We start from the raw sequence: 18,630 nt of genomic DNA on the forward strand, positions 1-18,630 counted from the left end.
TAACTAGATATGTATTAAATTGGAGATATTATATGAAAATCGGAAAGTTAATACATATCATTAAGTTTAATTCGAAAATACTACAAAATTGAATTTATATTTTTGTACTCCCGTACAAATATATCTAATACTCAACATTTGTAATTGTTGTCATAAATGAACTGTGTTAAATTCAACTTATGAAACTTCTAGGAGGGGTAAAATGAAGAAGAAAAAAATATTTTATTTATCTATATCAATAATTTTAGCTTTAACTGCTATAATAGTTTCCTTTAATCTATTGACAAAAAATAATAATAAACTTGAAAACAAACCATTCTCATGGGATAATGTTAGTCTTTATTTTGTAATGACTGATAGGTTTTATGATGGTGATAAATCTAATAATAATTCATACGGAAGAGTTAGTGTAGATTCTAAAGGATCAACCGTTGGAACTTTTCATGGTGGAGATATTAAGGGTTTAACTAAAAAATTGAAGGAAGGATATTTTGATGATTTAGGAATCAATGCAATTTGGCTTACATCTCCAGTAGAACAAATACATGGATTTATATCTGGAGACTCAAACGGTTCCTTTGCTCATTATGGTTATCACGGCTACTATGCTTTGGATTGGACTTCAATAGATAAGAATATGGGGACTGCTCAAGAAATGAGAGAATTTGTTGACTTAGCTCATTCAAAGGGAATAAGAATTGTTTTAGATGTTGTAATGAATCATACTGGATTTTCTACTTTAAAAGATATGTCTGACTATGATTTTTATCCAATAAAAAATGATACAGTTGATATTTCTAATTGGATTCCTAATGAAAATGAAAACTTTGATACTTATAATAAAACCATAGTTGATTATTCTGGTCATAAAGAGGAGTGGTCCAAATGGTGGGGACCTGATTGGATAAGAGCTGGTATACCTGGATACACTCCTGGTGGTTCAAATGATATAACAATGAATCTTTCTGGGTTACCCGATATAAAAACAGAATCTACAAATCCTGTAGATATTCCTCCAATACTTAAAGTAAAGTGGGGAAAAGATGCCACAGAAAAAAATGATAAATGGATAATTCCAGCTGCTGAAAAATATAGAGAAAACTTAAATATAGCGCCTTCAGAGTATATAATAAAATGGCTATCAGCTTGGGTAGAGGAATTTGGAATAGATGGCTTTAGATGTGATACTGCTAAACATATAGATATGTACAGATGGCAAGAATTAAAGGAAGAATCAAATAAAGCTCTAACAATTTGGAGAGAAAAAAATCCTAATAAACCTGGTGCTAAATGGACAGATGATTTTTGGATGACAGGTGAAGTTTTCGGACAAGGTCTTGATAAAAATGAATACTATAATAATGGCTTTGATTCAATAATAAACTTTAAATTTCCAAAAGGTGATAGTATAGATTCATTAGAGGAAATTTATTCTGAATATGCTAATAAAATAAATTCTGACTCTTCATTTAATGTCTTAAGTTATATATCCTCACATGATACTGGATTAACTAGAGGAAATATGATTAATTTAGGGACAAAGCTTATTTTTTCTCCTGGTGGTATAGAAATTTATTATGGTGATGAATCAAATCGTAAACCTTCAACTAATACTATAACTACCGCTAAAGATCAACCTTCAAGATCAGATATGAATTGGGATAGTATAGATAAGGATGTGTTATCTCACTGGCAAAAACTTGGTAAGTTTAGGTCAAACCATATTTCAATAGGTGCAGGAGAACATAAAGAAATCCAAACTTCTCCTTATGCTTTTAGTAGAATTTATAATAAAAATGATTTTAATGATAAAGTTGTTGTTGCAACTGGCGTTTCTAATGAAGCTACTATAGATGTATCATCTATATGGGAAAACTCCACATCTATAAGAGATTTTTATACTGGAAAGAAATATACAGTTAAGGATGGTAAAGTTGCTGTCAAAGCTAATAGTAATGGTATTGTATTATTAGAAGAAGTAAAGTAAAAAGTATCGTAGTCTCAGAAATCTATTTAATATAAAATTTATTCAATTTTAAGTAAGATTTATTACCTTTAAAAGTTAATTTCTTATTTTTATAAAGGGTCTCACGAAACGTGAGATCCCTTTAAACCATTGATTTTACTTACTTAAAGGCGTTTTTAAACTTAAATAGAGATTTTGTCTATTATTTACATACATGCAAAAATGTAAGCTCTAATTAGAACTTACATTTTTACTAGCTAATATAAAAATTTATTTTGATACAAACCCTGTATAAATTTTATACACCTACAACTTCTTTTATTGCTTCTACTACTCCATTATCATTATTACTTTTTGCAATAAATCTTGATACCTTCTTTAAATCATCATGTGCATTTTCCATTGCAAAGCTATAATAAGCGCTACCCATCATTTCTAAATCATTAAGATAATCTCCAAATACCATTGTTTCTTTATGATCTATCTCTAGCATATCTTGAATTTTATTTATTGCAACTCCTTTATTAACACCTTTAGCAGTTATATCAAGCCAAATTTCTCCTGATACTGTCACTTGAAGCTTGTCTTTATATTCATTATAGTAATTATTACTATTAAATTCAGAACCAGAAAAATCACATATTGTTACTTTTAATATATCATCTTCAACTTTAGTTAAATCATCAATTATTTCATATCTCTCATAATATTTCTTTGTTTCTTTTACTAATCTCTCTTCATTACTTTCTATATAAGCCGATTTTTTACCACATACTATAACATGAGCATTTTCTATAGTTCTACCTATTTTAATAAGCTCTATTGCAACATTTTTATCTAAAGAATTAACTAAAATTTCTTCACCTTTATATACTACAAATGTTCCATTCTCGGCTATAAACATCATATTATCTTTTATTTTTTCAAATCTTTTTAATAAGTTATAATATTGTCTTCCACTTGCAGCTGCAAATATTATGTCCTTTTCAACAAGCTTATGAAAAATATCAAAAAACTCCTTGTTTATTTCATTATTCCCATTTAGCAATGTTCCATCCATATCTGATGCTATAAATTTTATCATATGCTTGATCACTCCTAATTATTATATTTAATATATCACTTTAACATTATATTTTGTTAAGCCATCAACTATATTTTCTTCTGGTTTCTTATCTGTAATTATATAATCAATATCTCCTAATTCACAAAACTTATATGATCCATCATTATAAAACTTGTCATTAATAGTAATTAAATATTTCTTTTTACTCATTTTAATAATTGATTCTTTTGTACTAACTTCATCTAGGTTAAAATTGCTGACAAAATTATCTTCTATATTAATTCCACCAGCTCCAATAAAAGCTTTATCAATTTTAAATTTTTTAATTTCATTTGAAGTAAATGCTCCAGCAGTTCCACCTATTTTTTTATTATACATACCTCCTATTTGGATTATGTCTATATTAGGTATTGAATCAAAAGCCATTGCAATTCTATTCATATTTGTTATTAATGTTATATTCTTTTTAAATCCTGCCATCATTGTTGCAACAGTATAATTAGTACTTGAAATATCCATAAATATTACATCATTTTCTTCAATTTCATCCATAACTAAACTTGCAATTTTTTCTTTTTCATTAATATTGCTTATTATTCTTGAAGTTGTATTGTCATTATGAATTATTTTTCTTTCTAAAATTGCCCCGCCATATGTTCTTTTGATATTACCACATTGTTCTAGCTTACTTAAATCTTTACGAATCATACCTTCAGAAACATTAAATTTTTCACTTAAGTCTCTTACTCTTACTTTACCATCTCTCTTAAGCATTTCTAATATATCTTCTAGCCTTTCTTCCATAAACAAACAAATCCCCTCCTTTACCCTACAAAACTAATCTCACTTATTATCGTTTGTTATCACTCATTATCTTTTAATATCATTTTATAACATTTATTATTATTATTCAAGGATAATAAATTGGATTTATAGTTTATAAAGAAAAGTGGACATATATATATTTGCTTACTATATGACTTCTCTCCAAGTCAATACCACATACATAGTCACTTAAAAACTTAAGAAAGAAAATTATAAAAGGAGCTATTTAAAAAATAACTCCTACTAGATACTAATTTAAATCTCTATAATCATTAAAATTAATTGTTACATCTTCATAGCTAATATTTTTCTTTTTAACAAAGTAAAGTGATGTTATTAACCCTATAGCTCCAAATACTACAAAGCCTATAAGAATACTTGTTAAATCTGGAACATTTTTTAAGATATATGGTGATAAAGTAGCTATACTATTATTAATCATATGCATAATTATAGATGGCCATAATGATTTTGTTTTGTATGTTATATAACCAAATACCAAACCTAATAGTGTAGCGTATGTCCCTTGAATTAAATTTCCGTGGAAAATACCAAAGAATAATGCTTGTATAATTATTGTCCATAAAATAGATATATTCTTATTTAAAGTCTTAAATATAACACCTCTAAACATAAATTCTTCTGTAAATGGTGCTATTATTCCTACTGTTAATAAAGCAATAAATATATTACCTTGGTTTAATGGTGCAAGAAGATTTTCCATCATAGAAAAATTATCTTTGAATAATCCTGCTTCTTGAACTAAACTTAATGCACCAGAGTTGAATAACCACGCACTTATACCTAAAGTAATTCCAATTATAAGATTTACTTTAGCAGTCTTAACTATTTGTAACTCTTCCTTAAAGTTCTTCTTTCTTATCTTGTATATTAATAAAAATACTAGCACTGTTATTATTGAAGATGCTAATAGAATATAATTTGTTAATCCTAATATCTTATTAGTTAGCTCTTCAGGATTTAATCCATTTAATTCATTTAAATTATTCATTGCATATATAACTCCAATTATTCCCCCTCCCACTATTGATACTATTAACTGAATTCCAAATGTTAAAAATAAATACCCAACTGCTGCAAAAAAACTTTTTAATTTTTCTTTCATTTTCATACCCTCTTTCTAGTAAACTTTTATACCATATTTTCCCTAATATAATTATATATTACATTTGTACATTTAACTATAATCATATAAGAAAATAAGATTTTTGCATAAATAAAAAAACATATTTTTATAAATTTATACTACTCTTATCATAAATTTATTTATATACTTTATAAATTCTTTAACTTTTTGGTTAAATACTCATAAAAAACTCATTTTTACCATACTTATATCTTTATTTTTTTTCATCCTTAGTTTAAAATTAGAAGTAAAACTAACATATTATTATCTAGATATATACATAAATTTATTAAAATCACGAATATATAAGTTATAGTAATAATTTAACTTCTTAATAAAAAATATCAGTAATTGATAGAATATAGATAAGTTAATATTTTAGTAACTTATATAAAAATTACATACTATATATAGTTTCAATTTTGCTATTTTAATTAACTAAGAATATAATCTCTTTAATGCACTTATAATCTCAATTGTTTTATTATTAATTGAAACATATATATGATAAATTGATTTAAAAGTAAAAAAATAGTATATAACTAATATATAAGCATTAAAAAGATAAATTTATATAGGAGAGGTATTCGTATGTCAAATGAAATTAATTCATCAAATTTTATAAGAAATATAATAATTGAAGATTTAGAAAGCAAAAAACACGATGAGATTATAACTCGTTTCCCACCTGAACCAAATGGATATTTACACATAGGTCATGCTAAATCAATAGTTTTAAATTCAGGTCTTGCAAAAGAATTTAACGGAAAGTTCAACCTAAGATTTGATGATACAAATCCAACTAAAGAAGATACTGAATATGTTGAATCTATTAAGGAAGATGTTAAGTGGCTTGGTGGAGATTGGGATAGCATTTACTTTGCTTCAAACTACTTTGATATAATGTATGATAAAGCAAAACTTTTAATAAGAAAAGGATTAGCTTACGTATGTGATTTAACAGCTGAAGAAATAAAAGAATATAGAGGAACTTTAACTGAACCAGGAAAAGAAAGTCCTTATAGAAATAGATCGGTTGAAGAAAATCTAGATTTATTAGAAAGAATGAAAAAAGGTGAATTTAAAGATGGAGAAAAAGTATTAAGAGCTAAAATTGATATGTCTTCTCCTAATATAAATATGAGAGATCCTATTATATATAGAATTGCACATGCTACTCATCATAATACTGGTGATAATTGGTGTATATATCCTATGTATGATTTTGCTCATCCACTTGAGGATGCAATAGAAGGTATAACTCATTCAATTTGTACTTTAGAATTCGAAGATCACAGACCTCTTTATGATTGGTTTGTAAGAGAATGTGAAATGGAAAGCACTCCAAGACAAATAGAATTTGCTAGACTTAACATGACTAACACTGTTATGAGTAAGAGAAAACTTAAACAACTAGTAGATGAAAATATAGTTGATGGTTGGGATGACCCAAGAATGCCTACTGTATCTGGTTTGAGAAGAAAGGGATATACTCCTGAAGCTATCAGAAATTTCTGTAGTGCAATTGGTGTTTCTAAAGCTAATTCAGTTGTAGATTCTCAAATGCTTGAATATTTTATAAGAGAAGATTTACAACTTAAAGCAAATGCTGCTATGGCTGTTATGAGACCATTAAAGGTTGTTATTACTAACTATCCAGAAGGTCAAACTGAAATGCTACCAGTTCCAAACAATGCTAAAAATGAAGATGCTGGTACAAGAGAAGTTCCATTCTCAAGAGAAATATATATAGAACAAGATGACTTTATGGAAGTACCTGTTAAAAAGTATTTCAGATTATTCCCAGGTAACGAAGTTAGATTAATCGGTGCTTATTTTATAAAATGTAACGATGTTATAAAAGATGAAAATGGAAATGTAGTTGAATTACATTGCACTTATGATCCAGAAACTAAGAGTGGTTCTGGATTTACTGGAAGAAAAGTTAAAGGAACTATTCACTGGGTAGATGCAAAAACTGCTAAACCTGCTGAATTTAGACTTTATGAACCATTAATATTAGATGATGCTCCTGAAAATGAAGGTAAGCACTTCTTAGAACAAATAAATCCTAATTCATTAGAAGTATTACAAGGATTTATTGAAGAAACTACTGCTAAGATTGCAAAACCACAAGATAAATTCCAATTAGTACGAAATGGTTTCTTTAATGTAGATCCTAAGTACACTACTGATGATAAATTAGTATTTAATAGAATAGTATCTTTAAAGAGTTCATTTAAAATTAATAATTAAAGAATGAAAAAGTGAAAAATTATGGATATAATTCAGCTATGCTGAATTAATTTAAAAGAGTTGCATCGCAACTCTTTTTCTATTTTATATAAATTATATTTTAAATATCTTCAAACTTTTTATCTATTTTAAACTTTTTATCTATTTTAAACTTTTTATCTATTTTAAATTCTTTATTCTTTTTAAATTCTTTATTCTTTAAAATATTTTTGTTTCTTATATAATTTTATACTAATTAGTCAATTTTCTATTGAAATAATTCTATATTCCTTATAAAATTATGTATGAATTTAAATACTCTTTATATTAAATCTAATTATAAACTTTTATAAATTATGCTATTATACTTTACATAACTAGGAGGTACTTATGAATAATTTTATTACTATTTTAATATTAACGATTGTTGGTGGGCTTATTGGATGGATAACTAATATCTTGGCAATAAAGCTTTTGTTTAGACCAATTAAACCTGTTAAAATTCCTATTTTAAATATTGAAATATTAGGATTAATTCCTAAAAGGAAAAATGAAATTGCTGCTAATATTGGTGAAGTAATTTCTAATGAGTTACTTTCAATAGATGACATATTAGATCAAGCTTTAAGTAGTTCAAATGGAGAAAATTTCAACTCTTACATAATAGATAAAATAAAAAACATTATAAATGAAAAGCTAAATATAATTCCTATGCCGTTTAGAATGATGGCTTCTCCTTATATTGATGATATTTTAAACAAGGAAGTACCTAATGCAGTTGATGAAATTAGCGTTGACCTATTAGATAAAGCTAAAGAAAATGTTAATATTCAAGAAATTGTTGAAGAAAAAATTAATCAATTAGATTTGGAAAAACTAGAAGATATAATAATTAGTGTTGCTAAAAAAGAGCTAAAGCATATTGAAATTCTAGGCCTTGTCCTTGGAGCTATTATTGGAGTACTTCAAGGTGTTTTAGTTATTTTTCTTTAATAAAAAAAGAGCATATCATATTATAGTTGAGAGAATAGATAATTACACAGAATTATCTATTCTCTCATCACGGGACAGTAGTTAGTTTTGTTTTACAAAAAACTAACTACTGTCCCTTATGATTTGCTCTCTTCTATAATTAACTTAATCTATAGTTAATTTAAATAATTATTCATTTGCCTCTTACCTCTAATTATATTTCTTTCTTTTATCTTCAGACTTACTTCCATGCATATTTTTTAGTTTTTGTTTTTCTTGTCGCTTAGATTTTAATAAATTATAAGCTTCTTCTTTTTTAAGCTTTCTATATCTTTCTAGCCTTTCTGGATCTAAATTTCCATTTTCTATAGCTTCTCTTACTGCGCATTTAGGTTCATTTTTATGAGTACAATCAGAAAATTTACATTGTTTTTCTAACTCTTCAATATTACTAAAGGATTTATCTACATCTGCTGATATTAATCCAAGTTCTCTCATTCCAGGTGTATCAATAATTACTCCACCAGACTCTATAACAAAGAGTTCTCTATGTGTTGTAGTATGTCTCCCTTTATCATTTTCACTAATTGAATTGGTCTTTAAAACTTCTTTATTCATTATCTTATTAATAAGAGTTGACTTCCCTACCCCTGATGACCCTATAAATGCTATTGTTACTCCAGTTTTTATATATTTTCTTATTTCATCATATCCATCTTCATTAATACTTGATGTTACCACTATATCTATTCCTATAGCTATCTCTTCTATTTGTTTTACTTTATCATTTATATCTTCGCATAAATCTGATTTAGTCAATATTATAACTGGAGTAGCCATACTATCCCAAGCTACTGCAATATATCTTTCTAGCCTTTTTATATTAAAATCATTATTTAATGACATACATATAAAAACAAAATCTATATTAGATGCAACTATTTGCTTATCATACCTAGTACCTGCTACCTTTCTTGAAAAATAGCTTTTTCTATTTAATATATTATGAATTATTGCATCTCCATTTTTATTATTTATCCTATCTAATAGTACCCAATCTCCAACAACAGGATAATCAAAAGTACTATTTGAAGAATATGATAATTTCCCAGATACTCTTGCAAGTACTTCTCCTTCTTCAGTAAAAACCTTATAAATATCTTTATATTGTACTGAAACTCTCCCTAAATAAAAGTTTTCATTATAAATACTTGCTTCCTTTACGTATCCTTCATTTACTCCTAATTCTAGTAAGTTTTTATTATTCATTTTTCCTCCCGAAACTAAAACATATTGGGAAGGATATCTAATTCATTGCTATACTGTAGTCACCTTCCCATTAACAACAATATAGGTTTTATTTTTTCTTACTAAACTCATCATAAAACATCACATCCTTTCAGATAATTAATGGTAAAACAAAACTTACCATTATATTCATTATATATTAATATTCATAATTTTTGCATAATTTATTAAATATTTTTGTAATTTCAACCTCTAATTAATGTATGATAAAAATATACATTAATTAACAATATTATTAATAGTGTAAGTAAATTTTATTGGAAGAATAAACTTATGGTTAATACTTTAAATTGGTTTAAATCCTATTCAATAACTGATATACAAATAAATGTAGTATATGCAAATGATGAAGCAATACCATTTTATAACCGTTATGGATTTTATATTGGAAATTATATCTTAAAAAGAACTTGATACTTAAGACTCAATTTAAAATTATTATGAATTAATAAAAATATCAATTAGAACTTTATTAATAAAATACTATGCTAAATACTGTAATCTCTTTGTAATGGCATGATAAGTTAAATTATATGTTAAATTAGTAAAGTGGGAAATATACGATGAAAGCACAAATTAATCTTATTACTATTTTGACAAATGGTATAGATAAAATGAAAGCATTCTATAATAAAGTCCTAGGATTTAGAATTGAAAATGACCTTGGTAATTATGTTGAATTTGAAAATGGTGGAATAAGATTTGCTATTTGCATGAGAGACGTTATGTATGATCAAAGTAGTGAATATAGGAAAGAGTCATCTGGACAAGGGTTCGAACTTGCTTTTCCATGTGAAAGTCCTAAGGATGTTGAGGAATCATTTAATATGTTAATCAGCAAAAGAACAACTTCTGTTCATGAACCACAAGATATGACTTGGAATCAAAGAACAGCATTATTTGCTGACCCCGCTGTAAATATACATGAAATTTTTGCAGAAATTAAATAGTTAATAGTTTTAAACTATTACAAATTAAAAGTTGATAAATTTAATTATCAACTTTTATACTTTATTAGTTAGATATAACATCACCATTTTCATCTAATAAATATATTGCAAAAACTATCTCAATTTTCATTGGATCTTCTTTAACACTTTCACCATTATAAACAATTCTTATTCTATCACCCTTATTTAATTGTGGAAGATTCCCAATAGATATGTTATTTAAATCTATGATAATACTATCTGCATCAATAATATCTTTATCTGAATTAACACTTTCATTATCTATGGGACTAACATCAAGACTTTCCTCTGTAATATCTTTAACCACTGCATTCATATAGTTTTCTGCTTTACACTTACTACATCCTGTTATTAATAGAATTAAACAAAAAGCCCTAATAAAGAAAATTAATTTTTTCATAGGATACTTATACTGACTCCTACTATTGACTAAATTATTTAACATGATAATTCCCCCACTCACTTAAAAATAATTAATACCTAATAGAATAAATGCTTCTTATAAGACTATATTATGCTTACTAATATAAATATACAATTATTTACTTTTGAATGTATAGGAATTTAATGAAGATGCACTTAAATTTTACGAGTCAATTTGGATGTGTACAAGAAAGCGAAAAATAGAATTTAACTTATAATAGTTTGTTACTTAATCTTAAATCTATTATGAGGTTATTAATTTATTTGAATTGAATAATTGTATTATAATACAAATTGAATAAGAGTTAGATTAGCGTACACACCTAGAAAAGTGGAAGCCATTACCTAATGAGCTGCTTTGTTAAAAATAACAAAAAAGAGAGTAATCCTATTTAGTAAAAATCACTCCCTATAATTTAATTATACCATGTATAAAATGAAAATATAAGTATACATTTATTATTATATATATGTTAAGATAATGTACCTATAATAATAAGAGGAGGGTACATTAAATGAGCACTAAATTTGATCCAAAAAACAAAATTATAAGACTATGTATGTTGGGAATGAATATGGAAGATCAAGGTAACTCTGAAGAAGCAAGTGCATTATTTCTTCAAGCTTTGAATGAATCAGTAAATGACTTTGAAAGATTTATTGCAGCCTACCAAGTAGCTAAACATAAAAAAGATATTTCAGATAAATTAAAATGGATGGAAAAAGCTTTAGAGTATGCCATAAAATCAAATGATGATAGTGTTAAGAGTGCTTTTCCCACAATATATTTAAGCATTTCAAAATGCTATGAAGAATTAGGTGATTCTGATAAGGCGAAAGCAAATTATGAATTGTCAAATTCATCTAATACTGAACCTTATGATAAAGGACCTTTTTATCATGGAACTAGAGCAGATTTAAAGATTGGTGATTTGCTTGTAGCAGGTCGAAATTCAAATTATAATTCTGAAGTTAAGATGAATCACATTTATTTCACATCCAATCTTAATGGTGCAGGACTTGCAGCTGGATTAGCAAAAGGAGAAGGTAGAGAACATGTTTATATTGTAGAGCCAACAGGAGCCTTTGAAAATGATCCAAATGTAACTGATAAGAAATTTCCAGGAAACTTAACATGTTCTTATCGCTCTCAAGCACCTTTAAGAATTGTAGGTGAAAAAACAGACTGGATGGAACAGACACCTGAAGAACTTAGCCAATGGAGTAAAAAATTAGCTAATACCAAAGGTGAAATTATTAATTAAAGATATCTTTAGTTGATATTCTCCTATCTACTGGCTACATTTTTCGTGAAGAAATCTATTATGTAATAAAAAAAGAAATTCCACCAAAAGTGGAATTTCAATCTAATCTCTTCTCTTTAACTTTCTCACTAAAAATAGAGAATCATATCTAACTAATTTTACACTATAACTTTCAAAACTACTTCTAGTAGTTTTCACTATAATTATGCATTATCAATTATGCATTGTTATAGCACCTCTTATCTTTTTATTTGCCAATAACATCTTTTTGGTGAATAAATTTTTTCTTCCTTTTTAAGTTTATCCATAACTTTTGAAACTTCTTTTTTGTCTACCCCTGTTCCTTCTGCAACTGCAGTAGCATTTAGTGGTTTATCATTTTTAGTAAAGAAATCTAAAACTAAATCATAATTTTCCATATGTTCATCTCCTTTTGTATTTGTTACTATAATTTTACATAATACTATATATCAATTTCAATAATTATTTTTAATTTTTTTAAATTATTAACTAATATTTAATATCTGTAATTGAAATCTTATAAAATTAATTGTTTTATACTCCATTTTAATATTTCTGATAATCTTTTATATTTTATAATATTAATATTTAAATTATATACAAATAAAAACACTTTTAAACTTCATTGTAAAATTATTTTTATATCTACTTTAGTCTATATAGAATATTCAAAAAGGACGTCGCGTAACGCGACGTCCTTTTTATTATAATCAGAAATCAAAATATCTTGATCCCTTTTCAAGTATTTATTTTATAGGTTTAAAAATGCTTCAAATCTAGCTCTTACTTTATCTTCACCTAATATTTGCATAATAGTATAAAGATCTGGAGTATTGCTTCTATGAGATAGAGCGGCTCTTACAGCTCCAGCAACATCAGAAATCATTCCCTTAAATGCATCTGGATTTGCTTTATATTCTTTTCTATTTGCACAGTATCCAAGTTCTGCTCCAATAACCTTTAACTCTTCAAACCAATTTTCTTGGCTTCCAGAATTGAAGTTGAATTTATCTTTATATACTTTAATTATTTCTTTGGCATTTTCTAAGCTTAAAGTCTTTGGAAGTTCAACATTTTCTGCTGTTTCCTTATTGAATAATTCATCAAAGAAGTAATCCACTTTTCCTCTTACTTCATCCCACTTAGCAAAATCTTTTCTTGGCTTTGGACCTTCCTTATCTATATTGAAGATTTCTTTTGACATCTTTTCATTAGATGTTACTAAATCGTACATTTCCTTATCGAACTCTTTAGCCCAAGCTGTATAGTAATCATAAACTACATCTGCTTTCATTTTGCAAATAACTTCTTTACTTACATCATTTAACTTAACTATATCAAATAATGCTCCTGACTTACTCATCTTGTCTAAAGCAACTTTAAATTCATGATAATCTACAGTTGGATTTTCTGCTCTCCAATCTTCAAATGTAGAGTTTATTATATTTAATAAGTATTCTATTACTGATACCATTGGATATCCAACTTCTTTGTAATATGAAACTGCTGCTTCAGCATCTTTTCTCTTTGATAATTTTCTCTTTGAGCCATTATCATTTTTCATTATTGTTGGTATATGTGCATAATTAGGTCTATCTAATCCTAATACATCAAATAATTGAACATGTATTGGAAGTGATGATAACCATTCTTCCCCTCTTATAACATGAGTAGTTCTCATTAAAGCATCATCTACAACGTGTGCAAAATGATATGTTGGAAGTCCATCTCCCTTTATTATAACTATATCTTGATTATTTTCTGGGAAACTTATATCTCCTTTTATTAAATCATGGAACTCTACTCTATTTTCTATATTACCTGGTGACTTGAATCTAATTATGTAGCTTTCACCATTATTTATTTTTTCCATAGCTTCCTCAGGAGTTAAGTTTCTATCCTTAGCAAATTCTCCATAATATCCTGGTGTTATTTTAGCTGCTGTTTGCTTTTCTCTAAGTTCTGCTAATTCTTCTGGTGTATCAAATGCTGGATATGCTAATCCTTTTTTAATTAAATCTTTTGCAAAAGCTCTATAAATATCAGCTCTCTCACTTTGTCTATATGGACCATATTCACCTTTAGATGTTTTATCTCCAGTCATTCCTTCATTAAAGTCCATTCCAAAGTTATGCATTGTTTGAATTGTATCTGCTATAGCACCTTCAACTTCTCTTTTTTGATCAGTATCTTCTATTCTTAAGAAGAAAACACCTTCACTTTGACTTGCTAATCTTTCATTTATTAATGCTGCAAAAACACCTCCAATATGTTGGAAACCTGTTGGTGATGGTGCATATCTTGAAACAACAGCACCTTCTTTTAAATTTCTTTTTGGATACTTTGCAATATAATATTCTGGTGTTTTATCAACATTTGGAAATATTAATTCTGCTAATTTTTCAAAACTCATATTCATCTTCCTTCCGTAGTTTAAAATTTTATATAATTAAAAAAGTTGGCATATGTAAATTTACTTATTCCGTCGCTTCTCTCCAAGTCAACGCAAACTTACATATGCCAACTTGAAAACTAAAGAATGGAAATTATAAAATGTTATTAATACGGGTAACATTTTTATAATTTCCTATACATAAAAAAAGCCCTTCATCCTATAAATATTAGGACGAAAGACAAAATTCCGCGTTACCACCTAAATTGATTAATTAAAATTAATCCGCTCATTCTCTTTAAGGGGAGAATCCCACAAACTTACTTGCAATTTTTTTAATATGCTGTTTCAGTTTATAGCTCTAGAGCTTCTTCAATAGGATCAAATTTTAAGCTTCCACCTATACTTAAATCTCTGTTAAATGACTATCTATCTACTTTTCTCTTTCATTGCTTATTATTTATAGTTTATCATAAACATTATAACTATACATTTAGCATTTGTAAATAATTTTATACTATTCACTTCATTAGGATAATTTTCAATCTAAATTCTCACTATAAAGTCTATCTAATTCATCCTTTGGCATTAAAACTTGAACTAAATATCCCATTATTATTACTCCAGGTATGTCAATCAAAAGCCTTGCTAAAGTAAATTCATAACCAAGTGACGAGAACTCAAACATCAATGTAGATATTTTAGTTACGCACCAAGCATTCATAAATATTATTATATTACTAAATTTAACACCTTTTTTAAGGAGGACTTTTGTAAATGGGAAAGCTGCATACATTGGTCCTGCCGCTATTGATCCTATTAATATTGCAAGAGAAATTCCTTTTATTCCTGAATCGTCTCCCATGTATTTCATCATAGTTTCTCTTGGAATCCAAACATCCATAAGCCCAAGCATTATCATTATTGGTGGTACCACCTCAATCATTTGTTTAAAACTTGAAAAAGCTGTGCTAAATGATTTTAAACCTAACTCTTTATTAAAAATTGTTACAATTACTGTTACTATAAGTAATATAATAAAAAAGGAATATCTTTTAACTAAAGCTTTTATCATATCATTGTCACCACCATTTCAACAAAAAATGCTACTATTATTGAAAAAACAAAAGCTATTATATTCCTATAAATAGCTGCTTTTTTACCTATATGTTTAGCTTCTAATGGAATAGTAATTATGCCAATTAAAGTAAGAGTTGATATAAGTGCTGCAACTTGTGCTATCCCTGCTCCACTTTTAAGTAGCATATCTCCAGTAGAAAATGCAACAAAGGTAGGCATCATTGCAATACTTCCTAAAACTGCAGATAAAATCACTCCAAATATACCACTATTACTTCCTATTATATTTGATATTGTCTCTGGTTTTAATATTGAAAGAGTCAACCCAACAACTAAGATTATTCCTAAGAATTGAGGCAGTATATTTTCTATTGACTTCCACCCTTTTAATAATGCCTTCTTAGTTTTTTTCTTATCTTTTCTATATGATATTAAAAATAATATAGCTGTTGCTAAATAAAGAATTATACTACTCATACTACTTCACTTCTAAAAAATTATTATTAATATTATTATATAATTCAAACTTAATTAGGTGAAAACTCTGATTTTGAATTAAAATTTAAAATATTAATTTTATAAATAGTTAATAAAAATTGCCTAATTGTGTATAGATACATATAATATAGCTATAATTATTAATATATAAGTTACACTAAGGATTTAACAGTAATTAAACTATATAAATTAATAAAACTTAAATAAATCTAGTACTCTAGCAACTTATATTAAAATTATCACTTATTTATATGTTTAGGATAAAGTTAAAATCTTTATTAAAAACTTTTTTAAAACTTTATTTGTATTGGAGACTTATTATGAAAAAATTAATTTTAATAATTTCTATTATTTTATTGTTTATAGCTTCTTTTGCTCTAAGTTATAGATATTTTAATTCTAAAAAAATTAATGAAACTCCAGGAGGAGAAAGTTCTGATTCAATTATAGACAATAGCAATTCAAATAATGACTCAAATAATAATTCAAATAAACCATCTACTGAAGAAATTAATTCAAAAAAGGCAAAGGATTTATTATCTAATATGACCTTAGAAGAAAAAGTTGGACAAATGTTCTTTATTAGATGCCGAAAAGAAACTGCACTTGAAGATTTACAAAATTATAAAGTTGGTGGATTTATTCTATTTGATAATAATATAAAGGATGAAACTAAAGAATCCTTAACTCAAACATTATTAAGCTATCAAAACAATTCTAAAATAAAACTTCTAATTGGAATAGATGAAGAAGGAGGTATTGTTAATAGATTAAGCTGGTATCCTGAATTTAGGGCTGTTCCTTTTTATTCACCTCAAGAATTATATAATGAAGGTGGATATCCATTAATAGCTAGCGATACTAAAGAAAAAGCAGAGCTATTAAAAAGTATGGGAATTAATATGAATTTAGCCCCAGTATGTGATGTATCAGTAGATCCAAACGATTTTATTTACCCTAGAACCTTTGGAATGAATGCTTTAGAAACATCTGAATATATAAAAACAGTAGTGAATACTATGAACGAAAATAAAATAGGGTCTGCATTAAAACACTTTCCTGGCTATGGAAATAATGTAGATACTCATACTGGAATATCTATTGATGAGAGAAGTTATGAAAGCTTTCAAAATTCCGATTTTCTACCATTTAAAGCTGGGATAGAGGCTGGAGCTAGTAGCATATTAGTATCTCATAATATAGTAAAGTCTATGGATGCAAATCTTCCTGCATCACTTTCTCCAAGTGTTAATAAAATCATTAGAGATGAATTAAGATTTGATGGAGTAATAATGACTGATGACTTACAAATGAGTGCTATAAAAGAATATATAGGTGACTCTACATCAGCAGTACTTGCTATAATTGCTGGTAATGATTTAATAATAGCATCTGATTTTGATATACAAATACCATCTGTATTAGAAGCTATAAGAAATGGAGAAATTAAAGAAGATCGTATAAATGAATCTGTATTAAGAATTCTTAAACTAAAACTTGATTTAGGTATAATTTAAGAATATATTTCTACACTTTGGCAAATATTACTTCTTACTATAACAATAAAATGATAAATAAAAAGTGGGCATATATAAGCTTGATTTCATCCCTTCCTTGAAGGTAAATGCAACCTTACATATGTCCACTTAAAAATTATAAGAAAAGAAAATAACTTCGTAAATAATGCATTTTTTATTCTTCTCTGTTTTTATCTTTAAAAGCTTCTTTATCTTTATAATTATCATTAGATTCTTTATTAGCTGTTCCTACTTCATATAAGATTCTATTTTCTAATCCTTTTATTCCTTTAGTTAATTTAGCGTATTGCTTATCAACAAAAGAGTTTTCTTTCCCAGTAATCTCTAGATGTCCCCTTTCTACTTCCATTGCTGCTTTAGTTTTTCCAAAATCATTTGTATTTCTTAATTTATTATTAGCTGAAATTAACTTCTTCAGACTATCTTCAACTATTATTCCGCCACTATTTTCATGAAAGTTTATTTTATTTTTAGAGTTAATGCTTTCATCCTTTTTATTTTTTTCTTCTAGCTTACGCTGATTTTCTAAAGCTTCTTTCTCTTTTTCCACTAATTTCATTTGTTGTATTTCAGCTTCTACTTCAGCTATTTTTTTATTTATCTCTTCAAGCTTCATTCTTTTTTCCTTAGGATCCATTTCAGTTTCTTGAAGCTTTATTTTTTGTTCCTTAAAATTTTCTTTTAGTTGCTGTAAGTTTTTTATTATTTGATTCGAACTTTTTTCTACAGTTATACTTTTTTCTTTTTCTGCTTTTTCTTTCTTTTGATTTTCTGAAGCTTCTTTAAGCCTATTATATATTGGATTATCCCAATTATTTATTCTTTGAATCTGCATAAGATCTCCCCCTTAACTTAATTAGATTATCGTTTCAATTGGGAAGTTCTTTATCGTTTATTCATCGTTTATATCTTCTAACTAAGTT

Annotated in this window: 17 protein-coding genes and 1 other annotated feature; of the genes, 7 read left to right on the forward strand and 10 right to left on the reverse strand. The window is 26.8% G+C overall.

Translation table 11 applies throughout. The features are described from left to right. Positions 1-202: 202 nt before the first annotated feature. Positions 203-1,987: an alpha-amylase family glycosyl hydrolase gene (locus I2E83_RS03830; protein WP_195428619.1), complete on the forward strand. Its 1,785-nt coding sequence runs from the start codon at positions 203-205 to the stop codon at positions 1,985-1,987. A 277-nt stretch (positions 1,988-2,264) separates the two neighbouring features. Here I2E83_RS03830 and I2E83_RS03835 read toward each other — a convergent pair whose 3' ends face one another. The 3 genes from I2E83_RS03835 to I2E83_RS03845 all read right to left on the reverse strand — a co-directional run bounded on the left by I2E83_RS03835 (position 2,265) and on the right by I2E83_RS03845 (position 4,983). Further along, positions 2,265-3,050, reverse strand: coding sequence for an HAD family hydrolase (locus I2E83_RS03835; RefSeq protein WP_195262449.1), 786 nt, complete (start codon positions 3,048-3,050; stop codon positions 2,265-2,267). Between the two features lie 27 nt (positions 3,051-3,077). Then, positions 3,078-3,836, reverse strand: a complete 759-nt coding sequence (locus I2E83_RS03840; protein ID WP_243249547.1) for a DeoR/GlpR family DNA-binding transcription regulator — start codon at positions 3,834-3,836, stop codon at positions 3,078-3,080. Positions 3,837-4,107: 271 nt separating this feature from the next. Beyond that, complete coding sequence (locus I2E83_RS03845) at positions 4,108-4,983, reverse strand: type II CAAX endopeptidase family protein (RefSeq protein WP_195428622.1); 876 nt, start codon at positions 4,981-4,983, stop codon at positions 4,108-4,110. Between the two features lie 612 nt (positions 4,984-5,595). On the opposite strand from I2E83_RS03845, the gene I2E83_RS03850 reads away from it, so the two are divergent. Further along, positions 5,596-7,260 carry a glutamine--tRNA ligase/YqeY domain fusion protein gene (locus I2E83_RS03850; RefSeq protein WP_195428624.1) on the forward strand — a complete coding sequence of 555 codons (1,665 nt, stop codon included), beginning with the start codon at positions 5,596-5,598 and terminating at the stop codon, positions 7,258-7,260. A 369-nt stretch (positions 7,261-7,629) separates the two neighbouring features. Further along, a complete protein-coding gene (locus I2E83_RS03855; RefSeq protein WP_195262453.1) occupies positions 7,630-8,232 on the forward strand; it encodes a DUF445 family protein in 603 nt (200 codons plus the stop codon). A gap of 189 nt (positions 8,233-8,421) precedes the next feature. On the opposite strand, the gene rsgA is transcribed toward I2E83_RS03855, so the two are convergent. Further along, positions 8,422-9,480 (reverse strand): ribosome small subunit-dependent GTPase A, encoded by a 1,059-nt coding sequence (rsgA, locus tag I2E83_RS03860; protein ID WP_195262454.1) that lies wholly within the window; start codon positions 9,478-9,480, stop codon positions 8,422-8,424. A gap of 312 nt (positions 9,481-9,792) precedes the next feature. Between rsgA and I2E83_RS03865 the strand changes: the two genes are divergently transcribed. Continuing rightward, entirely contained in the window at positions 9,793-9,933 is a 141-nt protein-coding gene (locus I2E83_RS03865) for a hypothetical protein (RefSeq protein ID WP_243241896.1), read from the forward strand. A 149-nt stretch (positions 9,934-10,082) separates the two neighbouring features. Then, positions 10,083-10,469 (forward strand): VOC family protein, encoded by a 387-nt coding sequence (locus I2E83_RS03870; protein ID WP_195428626.1) that lies wholly within the window; start codon positions 10,083-10,085, stop codon positions 10,467-10,469. A gap of 64 nt (positions 10,470-10,533) precedes the next feature. Here I2E83_RS03870 and I2E83_RS03875 read toward each other — a convergent pair whose 3' ends face one another. Further along, the gene (locus tag I2E83_RS03875; protein ID WP_195428628.1) at positions 10,534-10,935 is read right to left on the reverse strand and encodes a hypothetical protein; all 402 of its coding nucleotides are present in this window, start codon (positions 10,933-10,935) and stop codon (positions 10,534-10,536) included. Between the two features lie 493 nt (positions 10,936-11,428). On the opposite strand from I2E83_RS03875, the gene arr reads away from it, so the two are divergent. Then, positions 11,429-12,178 carry an NAD(+)--rifampin ADP-ribosyltransferase gene (arr, locus tag I2E83_RS03880; protein WP_195262457.1) on the forward strand — a complete coding sequence of 250 codons (750 nt, stop codon included), beginning with the start codon at positions 11,429-11,431 and terminating at the stop codon, positions 12,176-12,178. 239 nt (positions 12,179-12,417) lie between these two features. On the opposite strand, the gene I2E83_RS03885 is transcribed toward arr, so the two are convergent. From I2E83_RS03885 to I2E83_RS03900, 4 genes are all read right to left on the reverse strand, one after another. Further along, the gene (locus I2E83_RS03885; protein ID WP_195262458.1) at positions 12,418-12,597 is read right to left on the reverse strand and encodes a MarR family transcriptional regulator; all 180 of its coding nucleotides are present in this window, start codon (positions 12,595-12,597) and stop codon (positions 12,418-12,420) included. A 353-nt stretch (positions 12,598-12,950) separates the two neighbouring features. Beyond that, positions 12,951-14,612 (reverse strand): glutamate--tRNA ligase, encoded by a 1,662-nt coding sequence (gene gltX, locus I2E83_RS03890; RefSeq protein WP_195428630.1) that lies wholly within the window; start codon positions 14,610-14,612, stop codon positions 12,951-12,953. Between the two features lie 206 nt (positions 14,613-14,818). After that, positions 14,819-15,050 (reverse strand) — a binding site (T-box leader). 82 nt (positions 15,051-15,132) lie between these two features. Then, positions 15,133-15,666, reverse strand: coding sequence for a permease (locus tag I2E83_RS03895; protein ID WP_195262460.1), 534 nt, complete (start codon positions 15,664-15,666; stop codon positions 15,133-15,135). After that, positions 15,663-16,148 carry a permease gene (locus I2E83_RS03900; RefSeq protein WP_195428633.1) on the reverse strand — a complete coding sequence of 162 codons (486 nt, stop codon included), beginning with the start codon at positions 16,146-16,148 and terminating at the stop codon, positions 15,663-15,665. The genes I2E83_RS03895 and I2E83_RS03900 overlap by 4 nt, the downstream gene beginning before the upstream one ends. Positions 16,149-16,489: 341 nt before the next feature. Here I2E83_RS03900 and I2E83_RS03905 point away from each other — a divergent pair, with 341 nt between their 5' ends. Continuing rightward, positions 16,490-17,686, forward strand: coding sequence for a glycoside hydrolase family 3 N-terminal domain-containing protein (locus I2E83_RS03905; protein WP_195428635.1), 1,197 nt, complete (start codon positions 16,490-16,492; stop codon positions 17,684-17,686). Between the two features lie 175 nt (positions 17,687-17,861). On the opposite strand, the gene I2E83_RS03910 is transcribed toward I2E83_RS03905, so the two are convergent. Beyond that, entirely contained in the window at positions 17,862-18,542 is a 681-nt protein-coding gene (locus I2E83_RS03910; RefSeq protein WP_195428637.1) for a hypothetical protein, read from the reverse strand. Positions 18,543-18,630: the final 88 nt, after the last annotated feature.

Origin of the sequence: Clostridium sp. D46t1_190503_E9, from assembly GCF_015555225.1 — a bacterium.
Taxonomy (GTDB): Bacteria; Bacillota; Clostridia; order Clostridiales; family Clostridiaceae; genus Clostridium.

Coding starts and splice junctions, on each gene's coding strand:
- gltX (WP_195428630.1), bottom strand. CDS start 14,612: ATGAGTTTTGAAAAATTAGCAGAATTAATATTTCCAAATGTTGATAAA.
- I2E83_RS03900 (WP_195428633.1), bottom strand. CDS start 16,148: ATGAGTAGTATAATTCTTTATTTAGCAACAGCTATATTATTTTTAATA.
- I2E83_RS03855 (WP_195262453.1), top strand. CDS start 7,630: ATGAATAATTTTATTACTATTTTAATATTAACGATTGTTGGTGGGCTT.
- arr (WP_195262457.1), top strand. CDS start 11,429: ATGAGCACTAAATTTGATCCAAAAAACAAAATTATAAGACTATGTATG.
- I2E83_RS03865 (WP_243241896.1), top strand. CDS start 9,793: ATGGTTAATACTTTAAATTGGTTTAAATCCTATTCAATAACTGATATA.
- I2E83_RS03830 (WP_195428619.1), top strand. CDS start 203: ATGAAGAAGAAAAAAATATTTTATTTATCTATATCAATAATTTTAGCT.
- I2E83_RS03895 (WP_195262460.1), bottom strand. CDS start 15,666: ATGATAAAAGCTTTAGTTAAAAGATATTCCTTTTTTATTATATTACTT.
- I2E83_RS03870 (WP_195428626.1), top strand. CDS start 10,083: ATGAAAGCACAAATTAATCTTATTACTATTTTGACAAATGGTATAGAT.
- rsgA (WP_195262454.1), bottom strand. CDS start 9,480: ATGAATAATAAAAACTTACTAGAATTAGGAGTAAATGAAGGATACGTA.
- I2E83_RS03845 (WP_195428622.1), bottom strand. CDS start 4,983: ATGAAAGAAAAATTAAAAAGTTTTTTTGCAGCAGTTGGGTATTTATTT.
- I2E83_RS03905 (WP_195428635.1), top strand. CDS start 16,490: ATGAAAAAATTAATTTTAATAATTTCTATTATTTTATTGTTTATAGCT.
- I2E83_RS03875 (WP_195428628.1), bottom strand. CDS start 10,935: ATGTTAAATAATTTAGTCAATAGTAGGAGTCAGTATAAGTATCCTATG.
- I2E83_RS03850 (WP_195428624.1), top strand. CDS start 5,596: ATGTCAAATGAAATTAATTCATCAAATTTTATAAGAAATATAATAATT.
- I2E83_RS03910 (WP_195428637.1), bottom strand. CDS start 18,542: ATGCAGATTCAAAGAATAAATAATTGGGATAATCCAATATATAATAGG.
- I2E83_RS03840 (WP_243249547.1), bottom strand. CDS start 3,836: ATGGAAGAAAGGCTAGAAGATATATTAGAAATGCTTAAGAGAGATGGT.
- I2E83_RS03885 (WP_195262458.1), bottom strand. CDS start 12,597: ATGGAAAATTATGATTTAGTTTTAGATTTCTTTACTAAAAATGATAAA.
- I2E83_RS03835 (WP_195262449.1), bottom strand. CDS start 3,050: ATGATAAAATTTATAGCATCAGATATGGATGGAACATTGCTAAATGGG.